This is a genomic window from Corynebacterium pilosum DSM 20521 = CIP 103422 (assembly GCF_000373805.1).
Taxonomy (GTDB): Bacteria; Actinomycetota; Actinomycetes; order Mycobacteriales; family Mycobacteriaceae; genus Corynebacterium; species Corynebacterium pilosum.
The window spans coordinates 176,231-197,600 of the sequence record NZ_KB892439.1 but is presented as its reverse complement, the minus strand read 5'-3'; the positions used below and the strand labels follow the sequence as shown (position 1 = coordinate 197,600).

Annotated in this window: 21 protein-coding genes; 16 read left to right on the top strand and 5 right to left on the bottom strand. The window is 61.8% G+C overall.

What is annotated here, in order from left to right; translation table 11 throughout:
• Positions 1-225 precede the first annotated feature (225 nt).
• The 10 genes from typA to B097_RS0102325 all read left to right on the top strand — a co-directional run bounded on the left by typA (position 226) and on the right by B097_RS0102325 (position 10,815).
• The gene (gene typA, locus B097_RS0102370) at positions 226-2,139 is read left to right on the top strand and encodes a translational GTPase TypA (RefSeq protein WP_018580936.1); all 1,914 of its coding nucleotides are present in this window, start codon (positions 226-228) and stop codon (positions 2,137-2,139) included.
• A 20-nt stretch (positions 2,140-2,159) separates the two neighbouring features.
• Entirely contained in the window at positions 2,160-3,389 is a 1,230-nt protein-coding gene (locus B097_RS0102365; protein WP_244911216.1) for an MFS transporter, read from the top strand.
• Positions 3,386-5,047, top strand: coding sequence for an ABC transporter family substrate-binding protein (locus tag B097_RS0102360; protein WP_018580934.1), 1,662 nt, complete (start codon positions 3,386-3,388; stop codon positions 5,045-5,047). Before B097_RS0102365 ends, B097_RS0102360 begins: the two co-directional genes overlap by 4 nt.
• Positions 5,044-5,931: an N-acetyl-1-D-myo-inositol-2-amino-2-deoxy-alpha-D-glucopyranoside deacetylase gene (gene mshB, locus B097_RS0102355; protein ID WP_018580933.1), complete on the top strand. Its 888-nt coding sequence runs from the start codon at positions 5,044-5,046 to the stop codon at positions 5,929-5,931. Before B097_RS0102360 ends, mshB begins: the two co-directional genes overlap by 4 nt.
• A gap of 3 nt (positions 5,932-5,934) precedes the next feature.
• On the top strand, positions 5,935-6,321 hold the full coding sequence (locus B097_RS0102350; RefSeq protein WP_018580932.1) for a hypothetical protein: 387 nt from the start codon (positions 5,935-5,937) through the stop codon (positions 6,319-6,321).
• A 69-nt stretch (positions 6,322-6,390) separates the two neighbouring features.
• Positions 6,391-6,714, top strand: coding sequence for a ferredoxin (fdxA, locus tag B097_RS0102345; RefSeq protein ID WP_018580931.1), 324 nt, complete (start codon positions 6,391-6,393; stop codon positions 6,712-6,714).
• Positions 6,715-7,827 carry a succinyldiaminopimelate transaminase gene (gene dapC, locus B097_RS0102340; protein ID WP_018580930.1) on the top strand — a complete coding sequence of 371 codons (1,113 nt, stop codon included), beginning with the start codon at positions 6,715-6,717 and terminating at the stop codon, positions 7,825-7,827.
• 34 nt (positions 7,828-7,861) lie between these two features.
• On the top strand, positions 7,862-8,326 hold the full coding sequence (locus B097_RS13895; RefSeq protein ID WP_018580929.1) for a pseudouridine synthase: 465 nt from the start codon (positions 7,862-7,864) through the stop codon (positions 8,324-8,326).
• A 486-nt stretch (positions 8,327-8,812) separates the two neighbouring features.
• A complete protein-coding gene (locus B097_RS0102330; protein WP_169505183.1) occupies positions 8,813-9,367 on the top strand; it encodes a GtrA family protein in 555 nt (184 codons plus the stop codon).
• Positions 9,368-9,531: 164 nt separating this feature from the next.
• Positions 9,532-10,815 carry a hypothetical protein gene (locus B097_RS0102325; protein WP_018580926.1) on the top strand — a complete coding sequence of 428 codons (1,284 nt, stop codon included), beginning with the start codon at positions 9,532-9,534 and terminating at the stop codon, positions 10,813-10,815.
• Positions 10,816-11,027: 212 nt separating this feature from the next.
• Here the strand turns inward: B097_RS0102325 and dapD are convergent, their stop codons facing one another.
• The 4 genes from dapD to B097_RS0102305 form a co-directional block, all read right to left on the bottom strand.
• On the bottom strand, positions 11,028-11,969 hold the full coding sequence (dapD, locus tag B097_RS0102320) for a 2,3,4,5-tetrahydropyridine-2,6-dicarboxylate N-succinyltransferase (RefSeq protein ID WP_018580925.1): 942 nt from the start codon (positions 11,967-11,969) through the stop codon (positions 11,028-11,030).
• Between the two features lie 3 nt (positions 11,970-11,972).
• Entirely contained in the window at positions 11,973-13,352 is a 1,380-nt protein-coding gene (locus tag B097_RS0102315) for an amino acid permease (protein ID WP_026254248.1), read from the bottom strand.
• A 95-nt stretch (positions 13,353-13,447) separates the two neighbouring features.
• On the bottom strand, positions 13,448-14,875 hold the full coding sequence (locus B097_RS0102310; RefSeq protein ID WP_018580923.1) for an amino acid permease: 1,428 nt from the start codon (positions 14,873-14,875) through the stop codon (positions 13,448-13,450).
• A gap of 82 nt (positions 14,876-14,957) precedes the next feature.
• Entirely contained in the window at positions 14,958-15,887 is a 930-nt protein-coding gene (locus B097_RS0102305) for a 2,3,4,5-tetrahydropyridine-2,6-dicarboxylate N-succinyltransferase (RefSeq protein WP_018580922.1), read from the bottom strand.
• A 194-nt stretch (positions 15,888-16,081) separates the two neighbouring features.
• Here B097_RS0102305 and B097_RS0102300 point away from each other — a divergent pair, with 194 nt between their 5' ends.
• Genes B097_RS0102300 through B097_RS0102275 form a run of 6 tightly spaced genes read left to right on the top strand, consistent with a single transcriptional unit; the run spans position 16,082 to position 19,948 of the window.
• The gene (locus tag B097_RS0102300; RefSeq protein WP_018580921.1) at positions 16,082-16,891 is read left to right on the top strand and encodes an LOG family protein; all 810 of its coding nucleotides are present in this window, start codon (positions 16,082-16,084) and stop codon (positions 16,889-16,891) included.
• Between the two features lie 35 nt (positions 16,892-16,926).
• Entirely contained in the window at positions 16,927-17,739 is an 813-nt protein-coding gene (folP, locus tag B097_RS0102295) for a dihydropteroate synthase (protein ID WP_040429262.1), read from the top strand.
• Entirely contained in the window at positions 17,736-18,506 is a 771-nt protein-coding gene (locus B097_RS0102290) for a glucosyl-3-phosphoglycerate synthase (RefSeq protein WP_018580919.1), read from the top strand. The genes folP and B097_RS0102290 overlap by 4 nt, the downstream gene beginning before the upstream one ends.
• A 5-nt stretch (positions 18,507-18,511) precedes the next feature.
• A complete protein-coding gene (locus B097_RS0102285; protein WP_018580918.1) occupies positions 18,512-18,808 on the top strand; it encodes a hypothetical protein in 297 nt (98 codons plus the stop codon).
• 42 nt (positions 18,809-18,850) lie between these two features.
• Positions 18,851-19,018 (top strand): DUF3117 domain-containing protein, encoded by a 168-nt coding sequence (locus B097_RS13220; protein ID WP_018580917.1) that lies wholly within the window; start codon positions 18,851-18,853, stop codon positions 19,016-19,018.
• Between the two features lie 57 nt (positions 19,019-19,075).
• A complete protein-coding gene (locus B097_RS0102275) occupies positions 19,076-19,948 on the top strand; it encodes a methyltransferase domain-containing protein (protein WP_018580916.1) in 873 nt (290 codons plus the stop codon).
• A gap of 9 nt (positions 19,949-19,957) precedes the next feature.
• Here the strand turns inward: B097_RS0102275 and B097_RS0102270 are convergent, their stop codons facing one another.
• Positions 19,958-21,346, bottom strand: coding sequence for a GH32 C-terminal domain-containing protein (locus tag B097_RS0102270; RefSeq protein ID WP_018580915.1), 1,389 nt, complete (start codon positions 21,344-21,346; stop codon positions 19,958-19,960).
• Between the last annotated feature and the right edge of the window lie 24 nt (positions 21,347-21,370).

Below are 21,370 nucleotides of genomic sequence, written 5' to 3'. Positions count from 1 at the left end.
GGCAGTCCATGTACCCATGTGCTTTTATCACACACATACACGGCACTCACACGCGCATCGATAGTAACTTTCGTAACAACAGTAACACTATCCACATCTGTGGGTGTGTCAAGTGCTTTTGTCTTACTACCCGTTCCGAAACTGGAGCGTAGAAGTGCGCGAATGGGCAGAACAGAGTAGGGTTTAAACGTTCATACGATGTTTTGATATAGAGGAGCACCATTCGTGTCCTACCCAGAGTTCCGTAACGTAGCCATTATCGCCCACGTTGACCACGGCAAGACCACCCTCGTCAACGCCCTGCTTGAGCAGTCCGGCGTCTTCGGCGATCACGGCGAAGTGGCGGACCGCGTCATGGACTCCGGTGACCTGGAGCGCGAAAAGGGAATCACCATCCTGGCGAAGAACACCGCCATCCGCCGCCCGGGCAAGGGCAAAGATGGTCGCGACCTCATCATTAACGTCATCGACACCCCCGGTCACGCAGACTTCGGCGGCGAGGTTGAGCGTGGCCTCTCCATGGTCGACGGCGTCGTCTTGCTCGTTGATGCTTCCGAGGGGCCACTGCCGCAGACCCGCTTCGTCCTGGGCAAGGCCCTGGAATCGAAGAAGCCCGTGATCATTTGCGTGAACAAGACGGACCGTCCTGACGCGCGTATCGACGAGGTGGTCGAGGAGGCTCAGGATCTCTTGCTGGAGCTCGGTGCTGGACTGGAAGATCCTGAGGCAGCTGAGGCAGCGGAAAACCTGCTGGACCTTCCCGTGCTCTACACCTCGGGCCGTGCAGGCCGCGCCTCCTTGGAGAACCCAGGCAACGGCGAGCTGCCTGATAATGAGGACCTGCAGCCTTTGTTTGACGTGATCTACAACGAGATCCCAGAGCCAGCCGCAGACACCGACGCTCCATTCCAGGCGCAGGTGACCAACCTGGACTCCAGCTCCTTCCTGGGCCGTATTGCCCTGATCCGTGTCCACCGTGGCAGCGTGAAGAAGGGGGATCAGGTTGCCTGGATCCACTATGACGCGGACGGCGAACAGCACGTGAAGAACGTGCGCGTCGCAGAGCTGCTGCGCACCGTCGGTTTTGAGCGCGTGCCGGCAGAAGGTGACGTCGTCGCAGGCGACATCGCGGCCATTTCCGGTGTGGATGAGATCATGATCGGCGATACCATCACGGACCCAGAGCATGTCGAGCCACTGCCACGCATCAAGGTGGATGAGCCTGCCCTGTCCATGACGATCGGCGTGAACACCTCGCCGATGGCTGGCCGCAACGGCGGCGATAAGTTGACCGCCCGCATGATCAAGGCACGTTTGGATCAAGAGCTGATCGGTAACGTATCGCTGCGCGTGCTCCCGACGGAGCGCCCAGATGCTTGGGAGGTCCAGGGTCGTGGTGAAATGGCCTTGACCGTGCTGATCGAGACCATGCGCCGCGAAGGCTTCGAGCTGACCGTCGGCAAGCCGCAGGTTGTCACCCGCGAAATCGACGGTAAGGTCCACGAGCCTTATGAGCACATCGTCATCGATACCCCAAGCGAGTACCAGGGCAACATCACTCAGCTGATGGCGGGCCGCAAGGGTCAGATGACCTCGATGGGTAACGCCGCCGGCGACTGGGTGCGCATGGAATTCGACGTTCCCGCCCGCGGCCTGATCGGTTTCCGCACCACGTTCATGACAGAGACCCACGGCGCAGGCATTGCCAACTCCTACTCGATCGAGCCACGCCCGTGGGCAGGCGAGATCAAGGGCCGCCCAACCGGCTCCCTGGTTGCCGACCGCACCGGCCAGGCCACCGCCTACGCCATCACGAACCTAGCGGACCGCGGTGAGTTCCTAGTGGAGCCAGGCGCCGAGGTCTACGAGGGCATGGTCGTCGGCATCAATAACCGCGACGAGGACATGGATGTCAACGTGACCAAGGAAAAGAAGCTGACCAACATGCGCGCAGCTTCTGCGGACACCACCGTCACCTTGGCGAAGGCACGTAACCTCTCGTTGGATGAAGCGATCGAATTCTGTGACGAGGACGAATGCGTGGAGGTCGCCCCGGAGGCGATGCGCGTGCGCAAGATCATCCTTGATTCCACCGAGCGTGGACGCGCCCGCTCGCGTGCAAAGCAGCTGAACAAGTAAAAATCGTTAGGCTCGATCTCATGACTACGCGGAACCTGAGGGCACTGAAGCGTCCTTTGGGTTCCGCGTTAATGTTTGCCACCAATGGCATCTCCATTGGCTCGCTGCTGCCGTGGTATCCCACCATCAAGGAAGAGTGGGGGCTTTCCGACGCGGTCTTCGGCCTGATGGTCACAGCCGTCGCTATTGGCTCACTGTTGGCCACAGCACTTCCGGCCATCGCGGAACGCACTTTTGGCGCCCGCCCCGTGATGGTGGTGGGCACCATTGCCACAGCCATCGTGCTGGCCACGCTGGGGTGGATGCCAGGACCTGTAACCTTAGCCACAGCCCTGCTTCTCTTCGGGCTTCTCGACGCCATCATCGACGTCTCCCAAAATATCGCCGCCGTGCGCATCCAGGATGACCTGGGCAAATCATTCATGAGTTCGCTGCACGCTTGCTGGTCGCTCGGTGCTGTGCTCGGTGGCATGGGCGCGACCACCGTGGCCGTGGCCGGTTGGGATATGCGAAAGCACCTAGCGGTGGTTGCGGTCATCCAGGCACTGCTTGTTCTCATAGCTGCGTGGATGATGGGCTCCGTAAAACAACACACCAGAACCGACCCGGCCCAGCAGGAAGGAACCGCGCAGGAATCGTCGACAAGCGCAAAAATCACTGGAAGAGCTATCCTCATTGCGCTGCCGGCGGCGATCGTGGCGCTGGCGGGCTCAATTGTGGAGGATATTGGCAATAACTGGGCGCCCCTGTCGGCCAATGTCCTAGCGGGCGTGAGCCTGCAGGCCGCCGGCATTGCGTACACGGTCCTCTTCGCAGCACAGACATTCGGGCGGTTCGTCGGAGACCTGCTGATCAACCACTTCGGACGCGTCCAAGTGGCCCGCTGGGGCGGGGTGAGCATCCTGGTCGGAGGCATCTTCGTCGTTCTGGCTACTGAGCCGTGGCCGCTGAACCTCGGCTACGCCCTTGCCGGCTGGGGTGCGGCGACCTTGATCCCCAGCGCCTACGCAGTCTCGGCGGAGCTGCCCGGGGTAGCCCAATCCACGGGCATGACGATTGTCAGCTGGCTCCTGCGCGCTGGCGCGCTTCTAGCAAGCCCGATCCTCGGCGTGATCTCTGAGGCAAGCACGCTGCGGATCGCACTCCTCGTTCTGCCCCTGGTCGGGCTCGCGGTCGTCCTGTCTTCACAGGGATTGGGCAGCCAAGAATCGCGAACCGCGGGCCGGCGCGTGGTACAACAAGAAGAATGAGTACTCGCGTCCACCGTGCTGCGGCCAGCCTGGTGACCACTGGCGTGTTACTGGCGTCATGTGCGGCAAACCCGGGCCCGCCGCCAGTCGTCGAACCCGAGCCAGCGCCGACCACCACGACCTCCACCACCACAGCGCCGTTAGAGCCTGCGAAGACCCGCTCCGAAATCTCGGTGGGGGTAGAGCCTTTGCGCAATGGCCTAAACCCACATCTGCTTTCCGACGAATCTTCTGTGGTTCAATCCATCGCCAACCTGGTATTGCCCAGCGCGTTTATCGGTGACCAGATCAACCACGAAGTGTTGGATTCTGCCGAGGTACTGCCGGAGTCCCCGGCGGCGATGACGGTGCGCTACCAGATTGCCGACGCCGCTCAGTGGTCCGACGGCACCCCGCTGACGGGCGCCGATTTCAACTACCTGTGGCGGCAAATGTCCACCACACCCGGTGTCTTGAACCCAGCGGGTTATCGCGCCATCTCCAACGTGCGTGTGAGCGGCTCAGGGGGCAAAACCGTCGACGTGGACTTTGAAGAACCCGTGGCCGCGTGGAATGAACTTTTCCGCCACATCCTGCCATCCCATTTGCTGACCTTGGACGCTAACGGCTTCCACGTGGGACTGCGCGACGATATTCCCGCCTCCGCCGGCCGCTACATGGTCGAGGACGTAGACCGTGGCAGGGGAGTAATCACCCTGCACCGCAACGATCGCTTCTGGGGCCCGGACCCCGCGCAGATCGACACGTTGACCCTGGCCGCGGTCCGGTCGACCACGCACAGCGCCGACCAGCTACGCGCAGGCCAGATCCAGTTCGTCGATAGCGTCCCGTCGGAGACCGCGCCGGATACCTACAGCCTGATCCCGGAGACGCAAGAGCGCATGATCGATACTCCACGCACCCTCGGCATCAGCTTATCGACGACCTCCCCGGTCCTTGCCGACCATGCTGTACGTACCGAACTGCGCTCACTGATCGACGTGCCCCTTCTCGCCCGCATTGCAGGCGGCAGGTCCTCGCACATCAATATCGCCGAACATTTGCCCGTCTCCCCAGAACAACCATTGCTTGTGCAACAGGCGGTGGAGGAACATCGTCCACTCCGTTTGGCGGCCGATCCTGCAGACCTCGTGGCTTCGGCCGCGGTGCGCTCACTCGTGGACATGCTGAACCAGCGCGGGGTCGAGGCCGAAGTTGTGGCGACCGACCTGCGGGACGCAACGACGAATCGCCTGCCCAGCGGGGACATCGATGGTGTAGTCACTCGGGACTATAACGCTGGCAGCGCAGCCGATGCAGCCAGCGAACTGCTCTGCCCCGCCGGGGAGTTCCGCGCAGAAAACCTCTCCGGCTACTGCACCGAGGAAACGGATCAGTTCTCCCGCGACGTTCTGGCCGGACTTATTGCACCGGCAGACGCGCACAATTATGTGGCGGCGGTGCATCGTCGTGAAGCGACCTGGGTGCCACTGCTCCACGAGAAGCGGCTGCTCGCCCTAGGCCCCGGCGTGATTGGCCCCAGCCCGAACCTGGACGAATGGGAGGCGGGCTTGTCCACTGCGGCTATCTGGCGCTTGCCCGATCCCGATACAGTAGAGGGCATGACAACGGTGGCAACACCTACCGAAGAACCCGAGGAAGAGGCGATTGAAGAATGACCGGAGATACAGTACGCACGCGTGACCTCGTTGGTTACCGCGTGGTGGCCGTGCACGCGCACCCTGACGACGAATCCATCGCCACCGGTGCCGCGCTGGCAGACCTGGCGCGCCGGGGTGCAGACGTTCTGGTGGTCACCTGCACCTTGGGGGAGGAAGGCGAGGTCATCGGCGACACCTACCAGTACTTGGTCAACGATGAGGCCGACCAGCTTGGTGGCTACCGGATCCACGAGCTTTCCCGCGCCTTAGAAATTCTTGGCGTGCGTGGCGAATTCTTGGGTGGGGCGGGAACGCACCGGGATTCTGGCATGGCCGGTTCGCCGGCGCATAAGAATCCGCGCGCCTTTGTGAACTCGGGCCAGGCGGCGGTCGACGAACTAGTCGCCATCTTCCAGAGGGAGCGGCCACACCTGGTGATCACCTACGGTCCGGATGGCGGATACGGGCACCCGGACCATATCCGGGCTCATGAGATCACGCATGCTGCTGCTGAGGTGGTAGAGATCCCGCGGATCGTGTGGGCAGTACAGCTGCGCGAAGAACTCGACCAAGATGCGGCGACAACCATTCCGGAGGGCTGGCGCGCACCGGAGCCAGGAGAGCTCGCAGCCGTCGATGCCACCGATACCTGGGTAGAGATGGACGATGTCACCTACCACCAGAAGGTGGAGGCGATGCGCGCTCACGCCACACAGGTGTGGATCGCCGACGGGGCGGTCTCGACGACCAACCCGAATGCGGCCTGGGGCAGTGGACCGCGCACCGTGTTCGCTTTGTCCAACCTGATTGCCCAGCCGATCTTGAGGCGCGAGCACTACCAGCTGGGCGCGGGTGCTCCGCTGGGCCATGATGCTGGCCTGCTGGACGGAATCGAGAGGTAAACGGTGGGGCGCTCGTCGTCACGCGCCGTGATCCGCACGGACTTTTCGCGTGGTGAACAGGTCACAGCCTACGGGTGGCTGTGCCTCGGCGCGGCGATGTCCGCGCTGCTGTGCCTGGTGTACCTGGATGCGCATATCGGCTCTGTGGCGGTTCCGTACCCGATTGTGCTGGCGTTTTTATTCAATCTGGTGCTCACGCGCACCGCTTTGTTGTGGACGGGACGCGTTTGGCTCGCGCTAATCCCCGTTGCCTGCTGGGTGCTGGTACTTCTGGGTTTGGGCCTGGGCGTGGAGATGCTGAGCTCGGTGCTCACCGCCAATAAAATTCGCGCATTAGCACTGGTCTTGTCGGGTTTAATTGGCGGGCTGGTTCCGGCCCTGCGGTCATGATGACATACTCTAAAGCGAGTGCGAGTACACTATTTTCATCAATCAAGATCAGGAGTTTGAGAACAAACGATGACATACGTTATTGCTCAGCCGTGCGTCGACGTGCTCGACCGTTCGTGCGTGGAAGAATGCCCAGTGGACTGCATCTACGAAGGCAAGCGCATGCTCTACATCCACCCCGATGAGTGCGTGGACTGTGGCGCCTGTGAGCCAGCCTGCCCCGTCGAAGCCATCTTCTACGAAGATGACACCCCAGACGAGTGGGCAGAGTACTACGACGCTAACGTGGGCTTCTTCGATGACCTGGGCTCCCCAGGCGGCGCCGCCAAGCTGGGCGCGCAGGACTTCGACCACCCATTCGTCGCAGCCCTGCCACCACAGAACCAGGACTAGATGCCGGTGACTGATCGCACTCCTTTAAGCTCCGTACTGCCCGATTTTCCCTGGGACACCCTTGCCCAGGTCAAGGACACCGCAGCCAACCACCCGGACGGCATTGTGGACCTGTCGGTGGGAACGCCTGTCGATGCCGTGGATCCGGGGATCCAGCTGGCGCTGTCGGAAGCGGCGCCGGAGCCCGGTTATCCTCCCACGGCGGGCACCGCGGAGCTCAAGGAAGCGATCGTCGGCGCGCTGCAGCGCCGTTACCGCATGGCCGGGCTGACCACCGAGAGTGTGCTGCCGGTCGTCGGAACGAAGGAAGCGATCGCGCTGCTGCCCACCTTGCTGGGCATCCGCGGCCAGAAGGTGATCATTCCCACCGTGGCCTATCCCACCTATGAGGTGGCGGCTTTGCTCGCCGGATGCACCCCGGTGCGTTCCGACGAGCCGGTCGACGATGCTGCTCTGGCGTTCATTAATTCGCCCTCGAACCCCACCGGTGCGGTCGCATCTGCCGAACTGCTTGGGGTGTGGCGCGACTTCGCCCGCGATACCGGGTGCATCGTCGCTTCCGACGAGTGCTACCTGGGCCTTGGCTGGGACGACGAGAAGCAGCCGATCTCGCTCCTGGACGAGGATGTTGCCGGCGGTGACAATAAGAATCTGATCGCGGTGCATTCTCTGTCCAAGACCTCGAACCTGGCCAGCTACCGCGCCGGCTATCTTGCCGGCGATGAGGCGTTGATTGCGGAGCTGACTGAGGCGCGCAAGCACACCGGCCTGATGGTGCCGGGCCCGATTCAGCACGCGATGGTGGCCGCACTCGACGGCGACCTGCACGAGGAACTCCAGAAATCCACCTACGCGCTGCGCCGGGCGAAGCTGCTCAAGGCAGTGACAGCGGCGGGGCTGAGAGTGGAGCACTCCGAGGCAGGCCTGTACCTGTGGGCCACCCGCGGGGAGAGCGGCCGCGACACGGTCGCCTGGCTGGCTGAGCACGGGATCTTGGCCGCGCCCGGCGATTTCTATGGCCCGGACAGCGCCAACTATGTCCGCATTGCGCTGACCGCCACCGACGAGCGCATCGACGAGGCCTGCCGCCGCCTGCACAACCTTGCAGAATAATCCCACCGGCAGACCCCCGGCCCGCGACGGAGTCGTGGCCACCAGGGTGGTGCTTCGCGACGTGGTCCCGCCGGGAGAATTCTTCGCCGCCCGCAGCGGCGACAGCCCTTTTCAACCCGGCTCGCTCCTTATCCCCGGGACCGCACTGCCCACACCCGTGCCGGCCTTCCGCTTCCCAGACGTCAGCGTCGAACCAGAGATCCCCTTCCACGCGCGTGTGCTCATCGACGATGACACCCTCATCGCCGTAGACAAACCACACTTTCTGCCTGCCACACCCAACGGGCGCATCGTGCGCGAAACAGCGCAAACCCGTCTGCGGCGCCACTACGGGGAGGACGCGACGGTCATCCACCGGCTGGACCGCTTGACCGCCGGGGTGCTCCTCGCGGTGAAGAAGCCGGAAGACCGCGCCGCCTACCAGCAATTATTTGCGCGCCGAGAGGTACACAAGAAGTACGTCGCCCGTGTACACGGCCAACTTCAGATAGACAACTAGGAAGACGTCTCGTTGCCGTTGCGCTCTGTGAGCCGCCGGGTGGTCGTCGATAAGCAAGGAAGTCCCACCCACACGCGGGTGCGCACGCTGCGGACAGAGCCGGGGACGAGCGTGCTGGAGCTGCAGCCCACAACTGGATTTACCCACCAGCTGCGGGCGGTGTGTGACTATCTTGGCCATCCGATCGTGGGGGATGACACCTACCCGGAGCGCGTACCGCGGGATCTTTATGACTTTTCCGCGCCCTTGCATCTGGTGGCGCAGTCCCTGCGGTTTCACGATCCTGTGACCGAAAAGGTGCGAACAATAACGTCTTTCAGGGCCCTTCCAGATAGACTGGGTTAACACTAAGTAAAGTTTTCGTAGCCATAGTTTCGTGTTTGCGCAAGGAGGAGCCACATGGATCAATCTGCCTCCCCAGCTGTGGATGCGGCACCTCCCGCGGATAGCGAAGCGGGAAGCACGAAGCGCTTTTCGACGGTGCGCATGCTCAACGGCGTGCGCCAGTTCATCATGTTTGGTCTGGTGGGCGGCTCGGGAACACTGGTCAACCTGGCAGTGACGTACCTATCGAAGAAGAGTGCTGAGCTGGGTTGGGGGATCCACGAAAACGACATTTTCTTCAACCTTTTCGGCACCGAATTTAATGTGCGCTGGTACCACATTTTTGCCACCATCGCCTTTTTGGTGGCCAATACGTGGAACTATCAACTCAACCGCTCCTGGACCTTTAAGGGCGTGCCGAAGCGATCGTGGCTCCGCGGCTTCTTCCCGTTCTTGGCGACGGGCTTGGTGGCCTACGTGGTGTCTTTGGTTGTGCTCACGCTTCTGATGAACCCGACCAGCCCCATTGGCCTGCCCGATTCCGTCTTCGATAATTCCACCGGTTTCCGCACGAAGTTCTACTGGGCGCAGGCGATCTCCATTGTGGTGGCGATGCCCGTCAACTTCATCATCAACAAGTTGTGGACCTTTGCCAAGCCGAAGGTCAAAGTCGTGGCCGAGCAGCCTCCTCAGGAGCAAACTGACTCTGCCAAGTAGCGTGTTGCAAGCGCGTGCGTGCACACTAAAGTGTGCATTCTTGCGCTGCGCTGCTCGCTGCGATGGGCGATACTAGGGCGGTACCAACGCCGTTCGGGGGGAGGCAGCGGTTGCCGGGCCTGGGCTGAGCCATTCTTCCCCCGGAAACAACCAGGGGGATTTTCATGCTCGCCGTCGATACTGAACAACTTCGCCAGCACGCCGAAGCCGCCGCAGTCTGCGTCGATGAACTAGACACTCTTCACAAACACACTCAAGGCGCGGGCCCGGGTCCCGCTTTCACCACGCTGCCAGGGCTTCGCGAGCTCGGCATGTACCACCGCGATTGCCTCTCCGGCCCCGAGGGTTCCGGCCTGCATGCGATGGCTTACCTTGCCGCGCACGTGGGCTTCGTCGTCGACGCTTTGCGCGCCGATGCTTTGGCCATCGATAGGGGAGACGGCGACAATGCTGCAGCCCTTTCGGGAGTGCTTATCGACGAATCCTGCGTCACTCTTCCCCAGCTGCCAGGGACGGGGTTTGCGCCCCTTCCACAGCCGGGTGCCGTCGGAACCGAGCCTGTTGCTTTGCCCGATCTGGCTTCTTTCACGGAGGCGGTGGAGACCACGAACCTCGACGAAGTCCATCGCAGCGCCTGGCTGTGGGGCGAACTTGCCCGCGTTGCCACAGGGGTGGAGGTGACTCTGTCGGCGATCTCGCAGGACTTGGCGGTTACCACGGAAGGGGACGGGTTCGTCGCGGCCTGCGCCACTCTGGACACGTTGGCGTCGATCGCTAAGGTGGTGGCTCTGGCTGCCCAGATCATGCAACTGTGCGTGGAGTTCATCGCAGTGATCGTCGACATCCTGCGTGCGGTGTTGGGGCTGCTTGCGTCGGGTTTGGCCGGTCTTGAATCATCGGCGCAGTTGCTTGTCGAGCGCAGTTTCCTCGACGCGCTTCCCGGCCAACTTGGAGTGCTGCTGCGCCACGCGCTTCCACCACTGTTGTCTTTAATCAGCGGTCACGTGAAGGGCGGGATGGACCTGCTGAGCTGGATTACCCAACGCCACGCATCAGGGGCGCCACAGCTGCAGTGGCCTGCAGACGTGGAGCGCGCGATGTGCTGCTGTTCTGCATGCTCCTGCCACCTGAAAGAGTCTGAGGCGCTACAGGCGGCTGACACGAACACCGGTGCCGCCACCCTCGGTTCCTCGGCGGGTGTGGGTGCTGACGCTATCGCGGCGGTAGGGGCCGGGGCACCGGTGGCGGCCTCATCAGGTGTACTTGGTGGAGGAGTGGCGATGGCTCAAGTCCAGCCAGCGAACGTCCCAGCCGGTATCGGTATTGGCAGCCCCTCGAGCCATGGTGCCACCGGTGCGCCGATGATGGGGCCGTTGGCAGCCGGCCGGGGAGCGGTTCCCACCCGCACAAAGCGGACAACCGATCACGGGGCCACACTGCGTTGCTAGTCGCCTGCCGTACCTGGCGGCGGGGGATCTACTTTCTCACAAACCGATATAGTCCTCGGCCCATACTGCGAGGTACCAATAGGTTTTCAATAAGCGACCCGCACTATGTGGCAAGGACTATATCGGTTTGCGCGATGGTGAGTACTATGTGGCGAGGACTATATCGGTTTGCGCGACGGGGATCCGCACAGCGCCGCACAGCGCTACCAGACCTAAGCGTCGAAGTGCGCTCGGGTGCCCTCAACCACACCGGTGACCGAGTTGCGGCGGTACATGATGCCCGGCTGGCCGGATAACTCCGCGGCGCGTTTCCGGGTGCCGTCGTTAACACCGAGTTGCTCTGCGACGCCGTCGAAGACGGTGACCTTTGTTCCTGCGGTGAGGTAGAGGCCGGCTTCGACTACGCATCCATCCCCAAGGGAGATGCCGATGCCAGAGTTAGCGCCCAGCAGGCAGTGCTGGCCTACCGAAATGGTTTCCTTTCCACCACCGGATAGCGTGCCCATGATGGAGGCGCCGCCGCCGATCTCGGTGTCGCTGTCCACAGTCACGCCTGCCGAAATTCGGCCCTCGACCATGCACGGTCCCAGGGTGCCCGCATTGAAGTTGACGAACCCTTCGTGCATCACGGTGGTGCCTTCTGCAAGGTGTGCGCCGAGGCGGACGCGGTCAGCATCGCCAATCTGCACGCCCGTTGGGACCACGTAGTCCACCATGCGAGGGAATTTATCGACGGAAAACACAATGACAGGGCCCTTGCCCGCGAGGCGGCCGCGCACCATCTGAAAGTCTGCGACGGCACACGGGCCGTAGTTCGTCCACACCACATTTGCCAGCAGGTTGTAGATGCCCGCAATGTTGGCTTCGTGCGGTCGGATCAACCGGTGGGACAGCAGGTGGAGGCGCAGGTAGGCGTCGTAGGCGTCGACCGGTGGGTGCGAAAGGTCTTGGATCGAAGTCTCCACCGGGATGCGGGCGACACCACGGTCCTCATCGGGACCTGCCAGGTGGATGAACTGCTGCGGAGTAGTGTCGAGGCGCTCCGTTCCCGTGGTGCTTACCGGTTCGCCCAGCTTGGGGGCGGGGTACCAGACGTCCAACACGGTCCCGTCGTAGGTGACGGTGGCGAGGCCGCGTGCAAATGCAGAAGTCATTGTTTAGGCGTTTTCCTTCACGCGATAAGACTTATTTTTCGTGATGAGCGAAAGTATAGCCAACACAGCTGTCAGAATTGCCACGGACAAAATCTGGCCACGCGCGGCGTCGTCGAAAAGCATCATTACTGTCAGCCCCAGCAAGGCGATCACCGTGACCCACGGCAGCCATGGCCAGCCACCAACACGGACGGTGGTGATTTCGCCGTTGGCCTCAAGCTGTGGGTGCAGTTTGATGTAGCTTAGTGCGATCATGATCCACACAACCATCAAGGTGCCGCCGACGGCGTTGAGCAGGAAGTCCAGCAGCCCTTCAGGGTTCCACCACTGCAGACCGACAGAAACGAAAGCGAAGATCATCGACAGCACCACCGAGTTGATGGGCACGTTGTTGCTATTGGTCCGCCCCAAAATCGACGGAGCGTCTCCCTCAAGCGCGAGGTTGTGCGCAAGGCGCGAAGTACCATAAATCTGTGCGTTGAATGCACTTAGCAGCGCGAGGACGATCACGGCCTCCATGAAGCCCACCACGCCAGGCAGGTTAGCCATCTCGAGCACCTGGGTGAATGGGGATTCCGCAGCGGTTTCTGCGTTATCGATCTGCTCATAAGGAAGCAGCAGGATGATGATCAGCACCGACCCCAGGTAGAACACCGAGATACGGAAGATCACGCTGCGCACCGCGGTAGCGATGGAACGGGCAGGGTTTTCAGATTCCGCCGCAGCGATGGTCACCAGCTCAATGCCACCGAAAGCGAAAGCAACCGCAAGCAGACCCGCAGCGATCCCCGGCAGACCGTTCGGGGCGAAACCAGACTCGGCAATATTGGTGAAGCCGACAAACGTGGTCCCCGGCATGATCCCCAGCCACAGCGCAATGCCGATCAGGATGAAGCCGATGATCACCGCAACCTTGATGAAGGAGAACCAGAATTCGAACTCGCCGAACCCACGCACCTGGGCAAAGTTCACGATGGCGAAAAACACCACACAAATCAGCGCCGGGATCCAGGGATCCACCCCGAACCACGCACCCATGATCGCCGCAGCACCAGTCATTTCCGCGCCAAGCACCATCACCAGCATGAACCAGTACAGCCAGCCCACGGTGAACCCGGCCCAGTGGCCGAAGGCCTGGCGGGCATAGGCGGAGAAAGAACCGGAGGAGGGGCGCGCCGCCGCCATCTCGCCAAGCATCTGCATGACCGCCACGACGATGAGACCGGCGATGATATAAGCCAGAAGAATCGCGGGGCCGGCGGTACGGATGCCCACGCCGGTTCCCAGGAACAGGCCGGCACCGATCGCGGATCCCAGCCCCATCATGGTGAGGTGACGAGTCTTCAGCCCGCTCCCCAAAGTGGTGTTTGTAGGTGTTGCCACGGTGGGCTCACTTTCATTAACTCAAGGAACTCAATGAACAATAGTGAAATAAAGTAAAACGATACCGCATCAGTGACACGAATCTCAGAGTAACTCTAGCGGGTGTTTTCAGGAACGTGTGCTTTACGACGATTACCTTTGGCGCGCTGCACCACGAGAGAGCAGGCGATAATGAACGCCACCACACAGACAACCGCAATGACTTGGGCTCGCCCCGTAGGGTCAGTCAGCATCAGAGCAACCAGCGCCAGTACGACGACCACAGCTACCCACGCCAGCCACGGATAACCGGGCATCCGCACTTCTGTGATCTCTCCGCTGCGCACCAACTGTGGGTGGAGGCGCAAATACGAAAAGATAATCGCCAGCCAGATCACGATAAGGCACCCTCCCACCGCGTTGAGCAGGAACGCCAAAAGCCCGGGTGGGTTCCAGAACTGTAGGCCCACGGCCACGAAAGCGAAGAACACTGACACCAAAACGCTGCGTACCGGCACGCCCGAGTCCGAGGTCTTAGTGAACATGGCAGGTGCGTTGCGCTGCTGCGCCAGCGCGTAGAGCAGGCGGGAGGAACCATAGAGCTGGGCGTTAAACGCAGACAGCAGTGCGAGAGCGATCACCGCTTCCATAATGCCGACGATGCCCGGTATACCCGCCATGGACAGCACCTGGGTGAACGGAGATTCGGCTGCGGTGTCCGCACCCTGAATGCGCGAGTAGGGAAGTGCCAGGATGATGATCAGGACGGAACCGATATAGAAAAAGCCGATGCGCCAGATCGTCGAACGCAGCGCTGAGTGCACCGACTGCTTGGGGTTTTCTGATTCGGCGGCAGCAATGGTGACCAGCTCGATGCCACCGAAGGCAAAAGCCACGGCAAGCAAAGCGGTAGCCACACCCGCAATGCCGTTGGGCATGAACCCAACTTCGGCGATATTGGATAGCCCCACGGCGTCCGTGCCGGGCAGCCAGCCGAAGACGAGCATCACACCGACGACCAAGAAGACCACAATCACGGCGACCTTGATCAGTGCGAACCAGAACTCAAACTCGCCATACCCACGGACCGCAGCCAGGTTCACCACCATGAAAAACATCACCGCGAGCAGGGCGGGAATCCAGGAGGCAATCCCGAACCAGCCACCGATGATGGCTGAGGCACCAGTAATCTCGGCGCCCATGATCATGATCATCATGAACCAGTACAGCCAGCCCACCGAGAACCCGCCCCAGGGTCCGAAGGCCTGCTCCGCGTATGTGGAGAAAGATCCCGCGGAAGGGCGCGCGGCCACCATCTCTGCCAACATGTTCATGATCACCACGGTGATAGCACCGGCAATGATATAGGCCACGATCACGGCGGGGCCGGCGGCTTGAATACCAACTCCGGTGCCTAAAAACAGGCCTGCACCGATCGCAGAACCCAGCCCCATCATGGTGAGGTGGCGCTGTTTTAGTCCGCGCTGCAGGCCGGTGTTCTCCGGGCGCGGTGAGTCAGACGATGTGGTGGCGCGTGTGCTCATAGAGATCAGTCTAAAACTTGCGCCACCAAGGATGTGACCTGGGTAGCCCTACCTAGAGGAGTAGGGCACATCTGGAAGCGTTTTATACCCAGCGCACAACGGGGACATCGTAGCCGGGCTCGCTCCGCACGGCCCACCCAGAGCGCCCCGAAAGATCGCTGCCCGTGATGTCCTCACCAGATTGGAAATCATGCACCACGGTGTCCGGCTCCAGCATTACGTTGGTGCCAAGTTCGCAGTTATCGCCCATTTCCACACCGAGCAGGCCCGACGAGGGCATCATCACGCTGTTCTTGCCAATATTTAGAGGTGTGCGGTTATTGCCGTTATTGCGCAGGGCCATGAGGGTAGCGGACAAGCCAATGTCGGTGCCCTCGTCGATAACTACCGACGACGACAAGCGTCCCTCAATCCGCGATGCGCCCAAAGAGCCGGCGTTGTAGGACACATAGCCTTCACGCAACACCGCCGTGCCCGGTGCGAGGTAGGCGCCGAGGCGGACACGCTCGGCCTCAGCAATGGACACTCCGGAAGGCACCACATAATCCACCATGCGGGGGAGCCGCTCGATGCCGTAGACGTGAATGAGTCCGCGGGCGCGCAGGGCAGCGCGCACAAATTCGAAGTTATCGGGCAAGCAGGGACCCTTGTTTGTCCACACCACGGGGACCAGGTGGGTCAACAGGTCCGTCATGTTCAGCTCTAGTGGGCGCACGATCCGGTGCGACAGGAGGTGGAGGCGGAGGTAGACATCGTGGGCATCCACTGCCGGCTTGTTCAGGTCAGCGATCGTCGTACGCACCGCAACCTGCTCCACCATGCGGTCTTGGTCAATACGCACCAGTTGGAGGAGGCGGGCAGGCAGGTGATTAGCGCCCAGACGGTGGGTTTCGGATGTGAGCCCTTCGGCTTCCTCTCCCTCGACCAGTTCGGGATCTGGGTACCAGGTGTCTAGGACGGTGCCGTCCATGGCGATGTTTGCGATTCCGATTGCGTGTGCTCCCACAGTCATACCTCTAAGCGTACTGGTTAGGCACCCATTCGGCACTTCGTGGCGACGTGCTCGGATGGACGGATGTGGCAAGGTTATCTAGTCTGGGTGTTCCGGCTGTTTTTCCGTGTGACTTCGCAAGCGTCCCCAGAACAGCGCACGATTTTTGCACCAGAAACGGTGCCGACCAACTACCGAGAGAAAGTACTTCCACCGTGGCTCCTGACATCACACCCTCGCCCGATAAGCGGCGCATGCTGCGCGGCCCCATCTTGATGCGCAACGAAGATCAAGAGGGCTCGACGTATGACCAGCGTCTGCTGGAGTTGGGAAGCGACCATGACTGGCAGCATGCCGATCCATGGCGCATCATGCGCATCCAAAGCGAGTTTGTCTCCGGCTTCGATGCGCTGACGGACATGCCGAAAGCGGTGACCGTTTTCGGCTCGGCGCGCCTGCACGAGGGCACCTCGGAGTACGAGCAGTCGATGCAGGTGGGCAAAGCTCTGGTGGAGGCCGGCTACGCAGTAATCACCGGCGGCGGCCCGGGTCTGATGGAAGGCCCCAACCGTGGCGCCCACGACGCCGGCGGACTCTCAGTGGGCTTGGGCATTGAGCTTCCACACGAGCAGCACCTGAATGACTGGGTGGATGTGGGCCTGAACTTCCGCTACTTCTTCGTGCGCAAGACCATGTTCCTGAAGTATTCCCAGGCATTCATTACTTTGCCGGGCGGCTTCGGCACGATGGATGAACTCTTCGAGGTGCTGTGCATGGTCCAGACCGGCAAGGTGACCAATTACCCCATCGTGTTGATGGGCACTGAATTCTGGTCGGGCCTGGTGACGTGGATGGAGGAACAGCTGGCAGCACGTGGCCTCATTTCGGACACAGACACGGATCTGTTCCTGGTCACCGATTCGATTGATGAAGCGATCGAGTACATCGTCGATAAGCACAAAGTGATGACGGACGGCAGGCTCAGCGATAAGACCGATAAGCGTAGCGCGACGCGCCAGAAATAGGCGCTGTGGCTAAAGCGAATGGGTTGGCCGAGGTCATGGCCATCATTAACCGCACCCCGGATTCCTTCTACGACAAGGGGAAGACGTGGGGTATGGACTCGGCGCTTGAGCGTTGCGACGAGGTCGTGGCCCAGGGGGCGACCATCGTGGATGTCGGGGGTGTGAAAGCGGGCCCGGGCGATGAGGTTGATCCCGCGGAGGAAGCCGACCGGATCGTTCCGCTGATCGCGGAGGTGCGGCGACGCTACCCGGACCTGACGATCTCGGCCGATACCTGGCGTGCGGAGGTCGCCGAGCACGCGATCGCAGCCGGCGCCACATTGATCAACGATACGTGGGCGGGCTGGGACCCGGAATTGGTAGAGGTAGCCGGCGCGCACCGAGTGGGCTATGTCTGTTCCCACACCGGCGGGGTCACGCCACGCACGCGCCCGCACCGGGTGCATTACGACGACGTCGTGGCCGATGTCATCGCCGAAACCACTGCACTGGCCGAACGAGCCGTGGATGCCGGGGTGCCGGAGGAGAAGATTTTCATCGATCCCACCCATGACTTCGGAAAGAACACCTTCCACGGCCTTGAGCTGCTGCGCCGCATCGATGAGATTGTGGCTACCGGGTGGCCGGTGCTGATGGCGCTGTCGAATAAGGATTTCGTCGGCGAGACGGTGGGGCGTGGCGTCGGGGAGCGCGTGGCCGGGACGTTGGCTGCGACGGCATGGTCGGCGGCGCGAGGAGTGGCGGCCTTCCGGGTGCACGAGGTCGAGGAAACCCTGGACGTGATCCGGATGACGGCGGCGATCGCCGGCGACGCACCCCCGGTACACACCGTGCGAGGTTTAGCATGACGGCGGGTGCGCTGGACCTGAGCCAGGTCAGCGTGGTGATTCCAGCGCTGAACGAGGAGGACACAGTCGCCGATGTCGTCGCGGCCGTCGCGGAAGACAACCCCGGTGAGATCCTGGTGATCGATTCGGATTCCGTTGACTCCACGGCCTCCCGGGCGCGGGCAGCTGGGGCGGAGGTGATCGGCTGGCGCGACATCGCCCCGGACATCCCACCGCGACCCGGTAAAGGCGAAGCGCTCTGGCGCGGGGTGCGCGCCGCGCGTGGCGACATCGTCGTATTCGTCGATGCGGACCTCACCTCCATCCCCACCTCGCTGGTAGCCAGACTCTCAGCACCGCTTATCGACGAGCGCGTGCACCTTGTCAAAGCCGATTACACACGCGCCTTCCATGGCCAACCCGCTGGCGGGGGCCGAGTCACAGAGCTGACCGCCAAACCACTCCTGCAGACCTATTTTCCGCAGGTGTCTCACATCAATCAGCCGCTGGGAGGCGAGTACGCGCTGCGCCGCAGTTCTGCCTTGAGCTTGCCATTCGTCGAGGGCTACGGGGTGGAAGCCGGCTTGCTCATTGATTGTGCGCAGCGCTGGGGGCAGGCGGCAGTGACACAGGTGGAGGTAGGGGAGCGACACCACCGCAACCGGCCGCTGGACGAACTTGCTCCCATGTCTACCGTTGTTGCGCAGACCATTCTGGGCCGCGCCGGGGTCCTGCCAGACGGGGTGCAGCCTCCGGGGCAGCGGCCTGCCTGGGACACGCTAGGATAGTGCCCATGCTGTCATGGATCCTGCTGATTATCGTCGTTGTGGCTTTCGTGGTCCTAGGGACGTGGGCGTTCGGGAAGATCTTCGGGCGTGGCGAACTGCTGCCGCCGATGGAGGACACGCACGACGTGATCGCTCATAACCGCCGTGCTGTACACGAGGGGCGGATCGAGGACATCGAGCTCGAGGTGGTTCCGCGGGGGTATCGCCAGGATCAGGTTGATGCGCTCGTCGCTACCCTCCTGGAAAAGGGTGTGACCAGCCCGGATGAAGATCTTGCACCAAATTTCGACAAAAACGGCTAAAATCGGTAGGGTAAATCATTTGCAGTGAAGGAGTCTGGCCCAATGGCAGCAATGAAGCCACGCACCGGTAATGGACCAATGGAAGCGGTCGAAGAGTCCCGAAAGATTGTGATGCGCATCCCGTCGGATGGCGGCGGTCGCCTCGTCGTAGAGATGAGCAAGGAAGAAGCGGCCGAACTCGGCGCGCTTCTCACCGAGGCTGCAGGCTAAACACACAATTTAACTAAAAAATCGTCCGTAGACCTTCGGGCGGGTAGGCTCTCAGGCATGCTTTCTGACATTGTTCACCTGTTGGCTGATCCCTCCGACGGCACCCGTTTGACTGGGGCGGACGATTTTTCACGTCTAGTGTCCGAATCGGGTCACTCCTACGATGTTGCCCGCCAAGGCTACGTTACTTTAGCCACCGGTGCCGGCATCAAGCACAAGGGCGACGATGCTGACATGGTCGCCTCCCGCGAAACCTTCCTGTCTCAGGGCCATTTCGCCCCTTTCGTCGAAGCTGTCTCCGCGACTGTCCATGACGTATTGGACACAGCGCTTGGCGACGAGGACCGTGGTGCCGTCCTGCTCGAGGTCGGTGCGGGAACGGGCTACTATTTGGCGCACACGCTCGACGCTGTTGAAGACGCTGTGGGGATCGGGCTGGACATCTCTGTACCGGCGGCAAAGACGCTGGCTAAGTCGCACCCGCGGATGGGTGCTGTCGTGGCGGACGTGTGGGATGGCCTGCCCGTGCGCAGTGGCGCGATTGACGCGATTACTGTCATCTTCGCGCCGCGCAACCCCGCCGAATTCGCGCGAGTGCTTGCCGACGACGGCGAAGTCATTGTCCTGACCGCAGACCGTGGGCACCTCGACGAACTCCGCGAGCCACTGGGCATCCTGACCGTGGAAGAGGGCAAGGTTGATCGCATGGTCGAGCAGGCGACAGGTCACCTTGAACTGGCGGTAGACCCGCAGGCCATCGAGTTTCCTATGGTGCTGGACCGTGCGTCCATTGCGGCCCAGGTGGGGATGAGTCCGTCTGCACGCCACATTGAGCCGGCGGAGCTGAACGAAAGAGTCAGCGCCCTGCCGGCAACAATGACTGTTACCGCCAGGGCGCAGGTGACCAGGTTGAAGAAGGCCGGCCGTTAAAGCTTCGCCTTAATCAAAGGGGCCGCGGCGCCACTCAGAGTGGATCTCAGCCTCGCCGCTATCGGAGACACGCAGTTCAACGATCTTCGATTCGATGCGGAGACGGCTGGCCATCACTACGGCCCCGCCGCCGGCGTAGACCTCGAGAGTGTTTCCGTCCACGACCACGGAGATATTGTCTTCGTCTTCGTCGTGAAGCGGAGCGGTCGCTGGCTCGTCGAAGTTTCGGTCGAGCTTAAGCTGGTCACCGGAATGGGTGATCGTGGCGGCAACATTGCCGTCGGCGTCGACAAGCTCGATTGTGATCGAGGAACCGACAGGAATGTCACACAGACCGGACCAGAACCAGGCGCGGCGCGTGGAGGCCACTGCTTCGGGCAACCCGTCGACAGGGACCTGGAAGAGCTTGCCACCCTGCAAGGTGACTTCGCGAGGCAGGGACAAAGCGTTGGCCCAGCCTTCCTTCTTCCACGTGGTTTGCTTCGTGGCGTCATCGCCGCGGCCGACGCCGTTGAAGAGGCCGAAAATGTAGGCATTCAGGTAGCGCTCGTCCTCGGCGACGGTGCCAGGGGTGAAGTTGGTGTTGCGTGGGCGGGTGAAATCGTGGCCCGAATCAATCCGCGTGAACGGTGTGATCACGTGGAACTTGTTGCGCTCGAGGCGGCCGATCAAGTAGCCGGAGCGGTCGAGGCCATCGCACTCTTGGGTGGCCAAGAGCACGTCATAGATTTCCTGATCGACTTCGTCGCGTAGCCGGATGATGCGCGGGGCGACGATAATGGCATCGTCGTCAAGCCCGGACTCACCGACGAAATCTACCGCGCCTACGAGCGTCCAGTCCGCGCCGTCGGGGGATTCCAAGATCACCGGCCGGGGAGAGTCTGGCTCTCCCGTGCTGGTAATCATCAGCCAGCCTTCGTGGCCTTGATCGCGGTCATCGTTGGACTCCCAATCCGGTACCACGCAGGGGGAGCGGAAGCGGGAGAATTCCTTCGTGTCGGAAATGACCACACCGGCGCGGTGCACCGTCGGGTCAAGCGCCAAAGGGTCATCTGTGACGTCCGTGAACGTACCGACATCGTCGACATGCGCGATCTGAATTGAGGTGCCCGCTGCGGTGACCGATGTGAAAAACAGGTCCGCGCCACCGTTGTGTGCGACAACGGAGCCAGCGAGTGTATTCAGTTCGCCGCCTTTGGGGGCGATGACATCGGGGCATTCGACCCAGTCAAACGGACCATCCTGAGACACCTGGTGGCCCCAGCGTGCGTTGCCGTTCGGTTCGGGTCGGTACTGGTAGAGCATGTGCCAGTCGCCACCGTCGCGTAACATGCCGGCGGCGGCCTCGAGGATGCCGGATTCCGCCGTTACGTGCAGTTCTGGACGTAAAGAAGTCAACAGATACCTTTCCGCCTTAACTAG